Source organism: Bradyrhizobium sp. LA2.1 (assembly GCF_040547725.1).
Taxonomy (GTDB): domain Bacteria; phylum Pseudomonadota; class Alphaproteobacteria; order Rhizobiales; family Xanthobacteraceae; genus Bradyrhizobium; species Bradyrhizobium barranii.
In genome coordinates this window covers 54,662-67,275 of the sequence record NZ_JBEPQI010000038.1, presented here as the reverse complement: position 1 = coordinate 67,275, position 12,614 = coordinate 54,662, and the positions used below count along the sequence as shown (strand labels likewise).

General features: G+C 56.8%; 8 protein-coding genes and 1 pseudogene. 2 read left to right on the top strand and 7 right to left on the bottom strand.

Annotated elements, in window-relative coordinates:
* Positions 1-213 precede the first annotated feature (213 nt).
* From nhaD to ABIB95_RS43245, 4 genes and pseudogenes are all read right to left on the bottom strand, one after another.
* Complete coding sequence (gene nhaD, locus ABIB95_RS43260; RefSeq protein WP_354248720.1) at positions 214-1,476, bottom strand: sodium:proton antiporter NhaD; 1,263 nt, start codon at positions 1,474-1,476, stop codon at positions 214-216.
* Positions 1,477-2,680: 1,204 nt separating this feature from the next.
* On the bottom strand, positions 2,681-3,154 hold the full coding sequence (locus ABIB95_RS43255; protein WP_354248719.1) for a MarR family winged helix-turn-helix transcriptional regulator: 474 nt from the start codon (positions 3,152-3,154) through the stop codon (positions 2,681-2,683).
* Between the two features lie 57 nt (positions 3,155-3,211).
* Positions 3,212-3,679, bottom strand: a complete 468-nt coding sequence (locus tag ABIB95_RS43250) for a PDZ domain-containing protein (protein ID WP_354116308.1) — start codon at positions 3,677-3,679, stop codon at positions 3,212-3,214.
* Positions 3,680-3,838: 159 nt separating this feature from the next.
* A pseudogene (locus ABIB95_RS43245) lies at positions 3,839-4,678 on the bottom strand (formate/nitrite transporter family protein).
* A 388-nt stretch (positions 4,679-5,066) separates the two neighbouring features.
* Here ABIB95_RS43245 and ABIB95_RS43240 point away from each other — a divergent pair.
* The gene (locus ABIB95_RS43240) at positions 5,067-6,401 is read left to right on the top strand and encodes a hypothetical protein (protein ID WP_354116307.1); all 1,335 of its coding nucleotides are present in this window, start codon (positions 5,067-5,069) and stop codon (positions 6,399-6,401) included.
* Positions 6,402-6,861: 460 nt separating this feature from the next.
* Here the strand turns inward: ABIB95_RS43240 and ABIB95_RS43235 are convergent, their stop codons facing one another.
* Positions 6,862-8,112, bottom strand: coding sequence for an FAD-binding domain (locus tag ABIB95_RS43235; protein WP_247307310.1), 1,251 nt, complete (start codon positions 8,110-8,112; stop codon positions 6,862-6,864).
* A 297-nt stretch (positions 8,113-8,409) separates the two neighbouring features.
* Positions 8,410-10,332: a chloride channel protein gene (locus ABIB95_RS43230; RefSeq protein ID WP_354122165.1), complete on the bottom strand. Its 1,923-nt coding sequence runs from the start codon at positions 10,330-10,332 to the stop codon at positions 8,410-8,412.
* Positions 10,333-10,632: 300 nt separating this feature from the next.
* Here ABIB95_RS43230 and ABIB95_RS43225 point away from each other — a divergent pair, with 300 nt between their 5' ends.
* Positions 10,633-11,559 carry a cytochrome c oxidase assembly protein gene (locus tag ABIB95_RS43225; protein WP_354122166.1) on the top strand — a complete coding sequence of 309 codons (927 nt, stop codon included), beginning with the start codon at positions 10,633-10,635 and terminating at the stop codon, positions 11,557-11,559.
* 255 nt (positions 11,560-11,814) lie between these two features.
* On the opposite strand, the gene ABIB95_RS43220 is transcribed toward ABIB95_RS43225, so the two are convergent.
* Positions 11,815-12,015 carry a biotin/lipoyl-containing protein gene (locus ABIB95_RS43220; RefSeq protein ID WP_354116304.1) on the bottom strand — a complete coding sequence of 67 codons (201 nt, stop codon included), beginning with the start codon at positions 12,013-12,015 and terminating at the stop codon, positions 11,815-11,817.
* Between the last annotated feature and the right edge of the window lie 599 nt (positions 12,016-12,614).

Sequence of the window (12,614 nt, the reverse complement as noted above, 5' to 3'; positions counted from 1 at the left end):
ACCGCCGCTGCCTGAACGGGTCAGATGCCGCCCTCGATACGAAGGCCATCCGTCAAAAGCGCGGGCGTCACCGTGCGGAGAAAATCGCGCTTACGCTTCTGAAAGCCGGCATGACTCGGGTTCAAACGACCGTCAACTACCGACCAATAGCCGACATAAGAAGCGAGGGTGCCATCAACCGTGGCGGACCGATGACATGCGACTCTCGATTCTCTAGTGAAGCCACCGATACTGCCAGATGTATATCAACGCTCCGGCGGTGTAACCCAAGAGTGCGAGTCCGCTGATCCTTCGCATGTACCAGATGAACTGAATTTTCTCGATGCCCATCGCGGCGACCCCAGCCGCCGACCCAATGATTAGTATCGATCCCCCTGTGCCCGCGCAGTAGGCGATAAATTCCCAGAGAAATGTGTCAGGTGGATAGTGCGTAAGCCCATACATCCCCATGGATGCAGCAACGAGGGGAACGTTGTCAACGATGGCACTGATCAACCCCAGTGCCATGACAATGGCATCGGTGCGACCGATCGTTTGATCCAGCCACTTCGCAAGAGCGGCGAGAACTTGGGTGTGCTCCAGCGTGGCCACCGCCAGCAAAATGCCAAGGAAGAATACGATCGAGCTGAGATCGATCTGAGTGAGCGCATGGGCGACCGTTAGATGCCTTCGTTCTTGAGGCTCCTTCTTTCGGTGAATGACCTCTCCGACGAGCCATAGCGTTCCCAGACCAAAGAGGATGCCCATAAAAGGCGGCAGGTGAGTAATGGCCTTGAAGGCAGGCACCATGATCAGGATGGCAACACCCAAGGCGAACATCACGTTTCGCTCGAAAGGCGGGGTGCTCGCAGTCTCGTTACTATCGGTCACCGGCATTGAAAACGTTCTGCCGCGCAATTGATAGGTTACCACCAACAGCGGAACTAGCATGTTCGCTATGGAAGCGAAAAAGAGTGCCTTGACGATTTCGAGGGCCGTGATTTGACCGCCGATCCAGAGCATGGTCGTGGTGACATCCCCGATGGGAGACCATGCACCTCCTGCATTGGCGGCAATAACGACTAGCGATGCAAACAACCAACGGTCATCTTGTTTTTCGAACAACTTCCCGATCAACGAGACCATCACGATAGTCGTCGTGAGGTTGTCCAACGCCGCACTGAGGAAGAATGTTATAACGCACACGAGCCACATCAAGGTGGCGAGCCTCTTCGTCTTGATCTGCGAGGTGATGAGCTCGAATCCATCATGTGCGTCGATGACTTCAACAATGGTCATGGCTCCCATCAGGAAGAAGATAATGCCCGCCGTCGCACCTATCGTTTCCGTTAGTTGGTGGACGACTGCTTCGTGCTCACCTGCTCCGATGGCGTAGATCGTCCAAAGCAGACCTGCTCCGAAAAGGGCCGACGCTGACTTCTCTACTTTAATCGGATGCTCAAGGGCGATCGCGGCATAAACCACGACGAAAACCACGGTCAGCGCTAGTACTCAAAACGGCTCCTCGACAATTGGGGTTACCTTCGGATCACGCACGACCCGGCCAATCGATAATTAATACGATCACGGATGAGCGCACGCGATCCAGGATGTTCACCGAAGGATGTTACGGATGTGCCATGCCATGGTCGCGGCATAGACCAGGAGGGCAATGCAAATGCCGCCTACCAATTTAGGTGTTGAAAGCGTCTCTCTGGTCAAGAAAAAGACGATTCCAAAAAGGACGATGACACCCAGAAGGGACGGAACATGTCGCATGTTTTTAGGACGCTTCACAATTAGCACCTCCATTGCGACGCCTAATCTCTGCTGCGCGGACCTCGACGGACATTTTAGTGCGATCTAAAAAATTGGCGATCGTCTCCCACGATGCCCCACTAGTTCGCATCTCCAAGAGAATTGCCTCGTCCTGTTCTGTCCAAGGCATACGGCGTCGCAAGAAGCATCTCCAATCCTGGTCGTTTGCTCTTATATGGTTTCCTTGAAGGCTCGAGGTCTCGGCCGCAGTTGTTCGCTCCGGCGTGCAGCATACGGCGCACGCGCGGATGATCGTTGAGTCCTCACCATCAAATCTCTCCACTACGCGTCGAAACAAGCCGAATGGACGAGGGACCTTCTATGTGTGCGCTGGTATAGGCCCGTGCGGAAGAAATCAGATCCTCTACGGCCGAGCGATTGTACGAGGGATGTCGCGGATTCAGGTGCAAGTCTGTTTCGACGATCATCACCTGGGTAACGGTGGAGGACAAAATCTCAACGGCAAACGAGACGAAAGACACATGCGCAGCTTTAAAGGGCATTGGAGAGACCCTTACAACCTTCGGACGTGGCTGTCCCCCCACCATAGGGCAAGCGTGCCGCGCGGAACCGAACAAGCGCGGCGTGCAGCAACTGCTGACGGTTCTTGAGGGCCTGTTCCGCTGGGCGCTGGTGGTTCGGCAGATCGTCAAATGATGGAAAATTTTTCACGGGCACGCGCTATCCGCGAGGCGGCCCGACCATCGCTTGACCTGTCGCTGCTCGATGCAGCGAGCACCCGAGTGGCGTTATACATCGCGATGGCCATAATTCAACCTAGAAGATTAAGCCATCGCCGATGTCGGGTTTGGGGCGCGAGCGCCTTCTTGCCTGCCTGCCGTCTCCCTGAAAAGTCACATATTGGGAGGCAACACAGCGCCGCTCAGGAGAACGACTTGAGTACTTTTGCCAGGGCAAGCCGGCGGGAGCGAAGCTCCGCCCAGTTGAGCTCGGCAACGTTGGACAAATGCCTCTCACCTTTGTGAGTGAGCATCACGAGAATCCGCCTACCGTCTCCACTGTCCCGGAAGCGTTTCAACAGGCCGATCTTGACCATTCGATCCACCAGACCCACTGCGGTATGGTTCTTGACGAGCAGAAAATCTGCCAGTTCACCCACGGACATATGATAATCCGGCCGAGACAAGCCCTTTATCGTAAGCAGGGCTTGATACTGCTGTGACGTTAGGTTGTTCTTGCGGGTGTTGGCTTCGCTGAATTCGAGGAAACGCCGCAGCTGAAGTCGAAATTCGGCCAGCGCTCTATAGTCAACTGTATCCCTACTCTTTCGCGCTACTCTCTTCTTCTGTGAGTCAGTCGCGGTTTGAGATTTTCTATCTTGCTTCGATCGAAGCATATGGCGCGCCAAGTCCTAGACTGAGTTATGCTCAGCTTGCCTTCCGAGTCATCAAAGTCAAGTAGCCGCACTGTTCGGGACGACCATCGCGCCTGGCTGCGCATCCACAACCCCGCATCCAATAGACATACTTCGAAATGACGAAAGCTCGTTGGGCCATGTGCCAAGGTTGACCGTGATCGCCAGAGGTTTCAGGCTTCGAAGGATTTGGAACCGAATGGAGTCGCCAGGCTGCTTTCGGGCTACTCGGCATATAAAATCGTCGACCCCATTGATAGGACCACCATCGAGTTCGAAAATCACATCCCTGGCAAGAATACCTGCCCGGGCCGCCGAGCTATCGCTCCTGACATCGACGACAAAGACCCCACGATCCGGCAGACCGAGAACATGGCCTTCAGCTTCAGTCATATCGGATACGACGACCCCCACTCGAGCAACGGTCTGCGCACGCGATGTTGTCAACCAAAAAATCGCGCCGAGAACTATGGGTAACAGTAGCACCGCTCGCCGAGTTCGCTTCATGCGACCTGATCCGCTGTGGATTACGGCGCCGATTCACATCAGCGGCATCCAATAGTGCATCTTGCTATCCGAAACCTACGTCACCGCCAGTCAACCGATCCAGACATTCGGATTGTTACCGGACGACCATGCCCCGCTGCGATATCTCCGCGATCGCGATCAAGCTGCGGCACGCCGCATTGCCAGTTCGGTCTCGCTGCGCTTCTGTGCCGTCCTGACGTGCGTGGCGTACAGGGTAAGCCCCGTGAACGCGAGGCCGCCCACCAAGTTGCCAAGAACCGTCGGAATTTCGTTCCAGACGAAGTAGTCCATGATGGAAAATTTCGCGTGGAGCATCAGCCCCGACGGAAACAGGAACATGTTCACGACGGAATGCTCAAACACCATGTAAAAGAACAAGAAGATCGGCATCCACATCGCAATGACCTTGCCCGGGACCGACGTTGAAATCATGGCCCCGACGACGCCGGTGGAGACCATCCAGTTGCACAGCATCCCGCGGATGAACAATGTTGCCATGCCGGCCGCGCCGTGTGCCGCGTAGCCGAGCGTTCGAGCCTCGCCAACATTTCCGATCGTCATGCCGACCTAATCGGGATCCTGCGTGAAGCCGAACGTTGTCACAAATGCCATCATGAAGGCTACCGTGAGCGCCCCGGCAAAGTTTCCGACAAAGACTAGACCCCAGTTTCTCAAAACGCCACCCGGCGTCACACCCGGCCGTTTGTCGATCAACGCGAGCGGAGCAAGCACGAATACGCCGGTCAGTAGGTCAAAGCCCAGCAGATACAGCATGGAAAATCCGACAGGAAACAGTAGCGCTCCGGCCAACGGCTGGCCCGTGTTCACGTTGATCGTGACGGCGAGCCATGCCGCCAAGGCGAGGATCGCGCCCGCCATGTAGGCGCGGATCAGCGTGTCACGGGTGGACATGAAGATTTTAGATTCACCCGCGTCCACCATCTTGGTGACGAATTCCGATGGCGTTAGATACGACATCAATACCCTCTCTGTTCTCAAAGTCGCGACGGCGCCAACAGCCTACTCGTCTTGAAGAGAGCTGATGCAACGCACATGCCAGCGTATGAAACAGCGAACAATCGACCCAAAAGCGGGACAGTTTCGCGCCTCGCCCTCGAAACGGGAGGTGCGCAGCGCCTAGAAGATTAGCAATATCGCCCAGATATATCGCACTATGACCTATTGCATCGCACCACGATGCATTGGCCCTCGTCGGATTTTCGAGCAAATTGGATTCAGAACGTTCAGTAGCCGTCTGTCAGCGTCTTGATTCCAAGAATAGTTCCGGGCATGTTCCCCAAAACAGGGCAGGGGGTAGGCCATCAATACGCAGGTTTTACGTGGGCGCATCGCCGCCTCACGGTCGATGTGGATCGCCGCGGTAGCCATTCCCTTGATGTTGCTCGCGCCGGCTCTTTGGAATGGCTATCCGCTGCTTCAGTGGGATACCGGTGGCTATCTGGCAAGGTGGTACGAAGGTTACCTCGTGCCGAGCCGCTCAACGGTGTTCGGCCTTTACCTGCATTTTGGTGAGCATTCGAGCTTCTGGATCAACCTCGGAATCCAGGCCCTGGCGTCACTGTGGATCCTGCAACTGACGCTGCGAGTTCTCGGCATGAGCCAGCCGCTACGGCTGATGGCGATCGGCCTCGTGCTGATCCTGACGACCGCGCTGCCTTGGATCGCCAGCATGCTTCTGACTGACATTTTTGCCGGTCTGTCGGTGCTCGCGCTGTTCGTCCTGGTGTTACACAATGACAGGATTTCTACCGTCGAAAAGTGCTGCCTATTTGTATTCACGGCCTTCGCCGCAGCAACTCACAGCGCAACGCTCGGGGTGCTACTAGGGCTATGCGTGGTCGGGTGGAGTGTACGTCTGCTGCTACGCGGTCAAATCCCAATCATCAGTTTGATTCAGGGCAGCCTGACCCTCGTTGCCGGCGCGGCGATGCTGCTCGCAGCAAACTTCGCCTTGTCGGGACAATTGGCTTGGACTCCCGGTGGCTTCGGTGTTGCGTTCGGCCGCATCATGCAGGACGGTATCGTCGCGCGCTACCTCAGGGACCATTGTCCACGCGAGCAGTTGAAACTCTGTCCCTATCGCGATCAGCTGCCCGCGACCGCCGATCAGTTCCTTTGGGGCAACAGCATGTTCAACACGCTAGGCCGCTTCAAGGGCCTGAACGACGAGATGGGCTTCATCGTGTTGCACTCGCTCGCGGAATATCCGACCTTGCAAGCCGAGGCCGCACTGGCTGCGACCGCGCAGCAACTTACTCTCGTCGCAACCGGCGAGGGCTCCGATGTCTGGATTCCCCACACCTATGGGATCATCGAGCGTTACATCTCGGCGCAAGTAACGCCTATGCGCGCCGCGCGCCAGCAGCATTCCGAGCTCGACTTCACCGCGATCAACTGTCTTCACGTGCCGGTCGCACTGGCGTCGATGTTGCTGACCGTGGTTCTGTTCGGTCGCGGGCTTTGGCGGCGCTCGTTGGATGATCTTACTTTGCTTGCAGGGACTGTAACATTCGCACTGCTCGGCAACGCGTTCATTTGCGGTGTGATCTCGGGTCCGCATGATCGCTATGGCGCGCGCATGGCATGGGTTGCGACTTTCGTAGTGCTGATCTCTGCCGCAAGACACTTTGTCGTACAGGACGAGTCCGACGACCTGCCCACGTCAAGACAAGGCCGTTGAACGACAGACGCCGACAGAATCAGTGCGCCACGGTACCCCTCTCTTGCGTGCGGCTGACAGTGCGGGCCGGGAACTTATGTTCACTTTGTAACTCGAATCGCTTGATGCAGTAGTGGGGAGCCGGGGTATTGCAGGACTTGCCGATTATCTTGGTCGTTGAAGACGACCAGTTGCTCCAAACTCTCATTGAAGAAGCGCTCGGTGTGGCGGCTTCGAACCCGCCATCACGGCATCGGGGGAAGAGGCGGTTACCCTGCTCAAGGGACACAGGGGAAAGCACCGAGCGCTCCTAGACGACATAAATCTACGAGGGAAGATGGATGGTTGGCAGGTCGCTCAACTTGCTCGGGAAATCGACCCGGACTTTCCCGTTGTCTACGCGAGCGGGACCGCCGCTTCAGAGCGCCATAAAGAATGTCGTTCGGCGGAGAGGAGCCATAAGCAAATGATCTACGCGGCTTCATGCCCTCGTTGGGCTCGGTTCCGAGCCAGAGGGTGTCACCCGATGGCCTGACCACGAAGGCGTTAGCCAGTGGTAATCGGGGAGTTGTAGGGTGTCGGTAATATCCCTGCCGATTGCTAGCCTTGCAAGGCCGGGAATGGCGAACGCCTTTATCACCTGGTTGCGAACGTTCAGGCCCCACCGGGTTTTTGGCGCAAAGACCCGAGCAAAGCGCTCGGCGGCGCGCTGTTTCTCCCCGATAAAGGCCCGCAAAAATGCTTCGTATCTGCCAAAGGCATCTTCATGGCGGCCTCCGGCATTGGCGAGTTCACCTGCGAGTACGAATGCGGAAATCATCGCAAGAGCCGAGCCTTGCCCGGCCGTCAAGGATACACAGAATGCTGCATCTCCGATAAGGGCAACGCGGCCGCGCGTCCAGCTTTCCATCCTTATCTGACTAACCCGGTCAAAATAGAGTTGTTGTGCACGATCCAATTCGGCAAGGATGAGGGGGCACTCCCACTTCCCTTCGCGGTATCTTTCGCGCAGCATAGCCTTCTGCCGTTCAAGCCCTTCTGGTAACGTATCGCTATCGGCGGCAAACACGAACAAGAACAGCGTCAGGTCATCATGCAACGTGAAGCGGCCAAGCATGCGGCCGGGCTGTCCATACATCAAATAGATATCTTCGTCGCGCGGTCGGTAACCGCGGACCTCGAACGCTGCGACCGCATAGCCAAGATACTTTTCAAACCGTGACTGCGGCCCGAACGTTAACCTGCGAACGGTGGAATGCAAGCCATCGGCGCCGATAACTAAACCAAATCGGCGAGTGCCCGCATTCTTCAGTTGAACCTCCACGCAGTCGTCGCGTTCCTGAAGGGCAAGAATCTCGCTTTGAAAAATGACATCGGTGTCACCTCTGAGCCTTTCGAAAAGCAACCGAGAGAGGTCGCTCCGTCCGATCGTTACATAGCGTCCGTTCGAAAGTTCATCGAACACCCTGGTGCCAAATCCCGCGATGCGTTTCCCGAGATCGTCAACGACCCGCATCTCACGCGCGTGATAGCCGATGCGATTGATGTCGTCGGTCAGGTGCATTTGTTCAGCGATGTCGTATCCAAGACCCCAGAAATCGACGACATAACCGCCGACGCGCAACGCGCGCGCCCGCTCGATCAGAGTCGGTTGGAACCCCGCCGCCTTCAGCCAGAAGGCTAATGTCGGTCCAGCGATTCCCGCACCGGAGATTAAAACGCTGTTGTTCATACAGAAAAACTAGACGGTGCGCGCGTTCGGGTCACCCCGACAGGAAATCAAAAGAGCTTGATGATCAGAGGAATGTGCCGACCGCTCGCGGTTCCCGATAGGTCCGGCGGGGAATTTACAACCACGACTCTAAGCGTAGTGACGCGGTCGTCCACTCAATGCAAAATATCGATGCAAGGCTTCGCCGCCGCGCTTGCGAGCAGGATAGCGCGCATAGTTATCTCCCGTCTACGCTTCTAGGCCGCACCAGGCGGACATTGATCATTTCCTTCTGGTTTCGCTTCGGTCGCTCGCTGATTAATCGTCGTAGCTATCGATGACCGTGTCAGCTATTGCGCGTTTTGTGATGACGCCAACAATATCTCGGACTCTCGGCCGATCGACCCCGTGAAAGACAATCGCCGCTCCGGAGCGATGCCGTTTCAATCTTGCGAGCACGAGACTCAGGAGATCGATATCCCTGCAAATGACAGCGCGGCTTTCGACGAAGCGCTCGACGAGCAGGTTCGGATTACGCTGAGATTCAAGCCACAGGCCCGAGCGTGGCGGTATCAGGCCGACAATCCGCCCCTCGCGCTCGACGATGATGGCGCGTAGGTCGTCGGTGTCTTCCGCGCCTATGGCTTCCTTCAACGTTGTCCCGACCTTGGCAAGGATGAAACGCCGTTCCATGATGTCCTGGGCCTGCTTGACCAGATAAAGGTTGATGTGCCGTTCTTTCGGGATGCGGTGGCCGCGGTGGCGCAGCTTGATCGTGTAGATTGTCTCACCAATCAGCGTACGGCGAATGCCGGCCGCGACCGCGACACCGACGATCACGGGCACGATGATGGCGTAGTCCCGTGTCATTTCGAACACCATGACGATGGCGGTCATGACCCCGCCGGTGCCGGCGCCAACCATGGCGGCCATGCCGACGATCGCAGCCGAAGGAACGGTCAGGCCAGCGTGTGGAAAGACCATGCTGACCACGAGGGCGAAGGCTCCCCCCAACGTGGCTCCGAGGTACAGCGATGGGGAAAAGATACCGCCGGAGGCTCCGCATCCGAGACTGATCGTCGTGGCCAGCATCTTTAGCACAAACAGCGACGCAAGCAGGCCTGCATATGTCATCTTGTTGTCGAGGGTCGACTGGATGACGCCATAGCCAACGCCATCAACATAGGGATGGCCGAAGGCGTGAGTTAAAGCGACCATCATCAGGCCAACGGCGGCCATCCCGATGATGTTTTGCGTGTAGGCATTTCCGGGCAGCTTGGGAAAGCCGTCCTCCATAACTACCAGCAGGCGTATAAAGGCCCAGGAGGCGACGCCACACAGGGCTCCCAGCACGACAAAAGCGATTGCCTCCTGCAGACCCAGAGCCTGGGCTAGCGACATTTGAATATCAGGGACGACGAAGGCAGGATCCGGTCCGATCAAGATTCTGCCTATGGTCGTTGCGGCACCCGTCGCAATGACGACTGGAAGAAAAGTGCGGTTCGAGACCTCGGGCAACAGGATTTCCAGCGCGAACAGCACGCCGCCAAGCGGTGTGTTGAAGGTCGCCGCGATCCCGGCACCGGCTCCAGCGGAGAGCAATGTGATCTTCTGCCACGTCGACAGTTTGATCGCCTGGGAGAAAGCAGAACCCAGTGCTGCCCCGATCTGAATGATCGGACCCTCGCGACCGACTGCAGCTCCACCGCCAATCGAAAGGGCTGAAGCCAGAGATTTTATGATCGCAACCTGACCGCGGATGTTGCCGCGTTTGTAAAAAACAGCATCCATAACCTCCGGAACACCATGGCCCTTTGCCTCCGGGGCGAAACGCTGCACCAGAAAGACGACAACGAGACCGCCGATGACGGGCGAAAGAAATACCCAGTCGCCAAACCGACTCGGCCCTTCGCTCACATTGGCATCGTACCAGATGCTGAAAGTGCCGTTGTAAAACGCGTTGTGAAAAAGACCGATGAGCGTTCGCAGTGCGACGGCGCCGCAGCCCGTCATGACCCCGACAATCAGCGCGAGGCCGCAAAGGACCAGTAGATTGACCCTCCTTTCACGGTCCGGAACCGGTGCGGGGCTGCCGACGACAGGCCGAATTGGAAATTTAGACGAGGAGAGGGGCGCTGATGACATGTCGGGCACAGTTGAATCGGGGAAATGTCCAAACCAATCGACATGAAGTCCCCGCAAAATCAATGGGAAATTTTGCTGCTTTGGAAACTGCCACACGGCCTGCCTATCGGGCAGCCGCTGCTGCTTAAACCGGCTGTCGACGCATATTCAGAGCGAGCCTGCGAGGGTTTAAGACGAATCCCGGTGCAGCGAGCGCCATGAGATTGATATGGGATTGATGGAGATGCGAACCAAAATTGGGACGTGGTGAGGGTCGAACGTGTCCTACGGATGCAACTACGATCACAAACTCGTCAAACACCACGGCGAAACTGGCTCTCATCGACCGGTGGACGGTTACGCCGCGTCGGTCTAGATCATGCCAGATGCCGGGGGCGGCCAGTGCAAGGAGTCGAGATGGAGCCGCGCTACCGGAAAAACCTGAATGTTCTCCTACCGTGCTTCGTGGTGCTCGGCATCATGTTCGGCCTGGTGGCTTATTCGCCAGAGTTGTACCGCGCTTTCTGTGGCGCAACCGGATACGGAGGGACGACACAACGGGCGTATTCCGACTCAACTGCCGCCTCCGATCAGACTGTGACCGTTGCGTTCGACAGCAACGTCGCGCCGGACTTGCCGTGGCGGTTCGAACCTGAGCAGCGCTCCGTGACCGTTCACTTGGGCGAACAAAAGCTCGTATTCTTCACCGCCGAGAATCTCAGCAACGAGTCGATCGTCGGGCACGCGACCTTCAACGTCACGCCGGAGACGAGCGGCATCTATTTCAATAAAATTCAGTGCTTCTGCTTCAATGAAGAGCGCCTTGACCCGCATCAGAAGGTCGAGATGCCCGTTGTCTTTTTCGTCGATCCTGCCTTTGCAAAGGATTCGGACAATCTCCATGTCGATACGATCACATTAAGCTATACATTTCTTCGCTCGGCGAATCCGTCACACAGCGAGAATCTTTCACGTTTCCTGGCCAATGCCGCGCCGGATCCCGTCCACGGCCAACAACTCTTCATGGAACGCTGCACTGCGTGTCACGCGATAGACAGAAACAAGACTGGCCCCGTGCTTGGCGGGGTGGTCGGCCGCAGAGCCGGCTGGGCTCCCGGGTACGACTATTCGCCCGCGCTAAAGAGCGCCGGTCTCATCTGGTCCACGGATAATCTCGATCAGTGGCTGGCCGACCCCCGGAAATTCATTCCCGGCGCACGCATGCCGGTTCGCGTGCTCGACGCCCCGTCTCGCCGCGACCTCATCGCGTACTTGCAGAAGGCAGGCCAGGAGCACAACGACCGGACCGATTCGATCCCGCACATATCAGATGGAGAATATTAGTAGCCACGTTTCTTAGAGCGTGCGTTGTAACTCAAGTCGGGATAATAAACAGCTTCAGGAGCACATCGATAACGACAGAGCTGAACCCTTCGTCCGTGCCAAGAAAACGCAGATTCAAAGGCGCCGCATCACTTAGCTCTGATTCCGGATACTAGAATCGCACTCAATAAACCTCGATAGGTTAGCACGCGCACTCATAAGCAAACAGCTGATTAGGGCGATCGGCTGTCTCACGCCCGCTCCGCCTTCGCACGTTCAGCTTGCGCCAGGGCTCTTGCTGCCACTCCCGTACTTTGTAATCGCTCCGAGCAGTGTGCCTGCCGTAACTGTTTTCCCGTCCATCAAAAGAATCTCGGACAGCACTCCGGTAGCTGGCGCTGTCACCTCTACAGTCGTGCCGTCGGTTTCAATCTCAACTAGCGGTTCGTCGATGCTGACTGGGTCTCCGACGCGCATTAGTCTATGCGTCCAGCATGATACGCAGCGCGTTACATCGGAAGCTGACAATTAAGAGCTTGGGAAAAGCGACGAGCCGCGATTTACAGCGCCGCGACGACAAGAGTCGTGACCAACGTGCCGAGGAAAAGGAGCTCCACGGCTGTATCCATGATCGGACGAGTTCCCGCCAAAAATCGGGACATACGAGCCCGAACTTCGAAATCTCTCTCCATGTCCGGTGGTCAGCACGCCGACCGCCATTCAAACAATCGCATACGCCGTGAACAGAAGGCAAGTCAGGTATACGCACGCGAGACAAATGCCCGCGGTTCTCGCCGTGCGGTCATCTCGCCGCGAGCTTGTCCCAGCCGCGAGCCCAGCCAGTTTTTCATACTGTGCAAAGAGTTGGCAACCGGCACGTCCTCGGAAAAGTACATTTCTCATATATGTCTCCAAACAAGCTGATCCGTTCCTGGGAGGTGCGGAGTGCAGAAGCCTGGAAGAAGCACGTCCCGGCCGGTGATTCGCTTTCGTTCTCGCATCCGCTTCACGGAAGATAGTTTACGGCGTCCCATTGGGCAGTCGGGAGATGAGCGCGGCTTGTCGGGACAATCCTG

Excerpts from the sequence above, each read along its gene's own strand:
- ABIB95_RS43255 (WP_354248719.1), bottom strand. The coding sequence starts at position 3,154 with ATGCTTCGATCGAAGCAAGATAGAAAATCTCAAACCGCGACTGACTCA.
- ABIB95_RS43250 (WP_354116308.1), bottom strand. The coding sequence starts at position 3,679 with ATGAAGCGAACTCGGCGAGCGGTGCTACTGTTACCCATAGTTCTCGGC.
- ABIB95_RS43240 (WP_354116307.1), top strand. The coding sequence starts at position 5,067 with ATGTGGATCGCCGCGGTAGCCATTCCCTTGATGTTGCTCGCGCCGGCT.
- ABIB95_RS43235 (WP_247307310.1), bottom strand. The coding sequence starts at position 8,112 with ATGAACAACAGCGTTTTAATCTCCGGTGCGGGAATCGCTGGACCGACA.
- ABIB95_RS43225 (WP_354122166.1), top strand. The coding sequence starts at position 10,633 with ATGGAGCCGCGCTACCGGAAAAACCTGAATGTTCTCCTACCGTGCTTC.
- ABIB95_RS43220 (WP_354116304.1), bottom strand. The coding sequence starts at position 12,015 with ATGCGCGTCGGAGACCCAGTCAGCATCGACGAACCGCTAGTTGAGATT.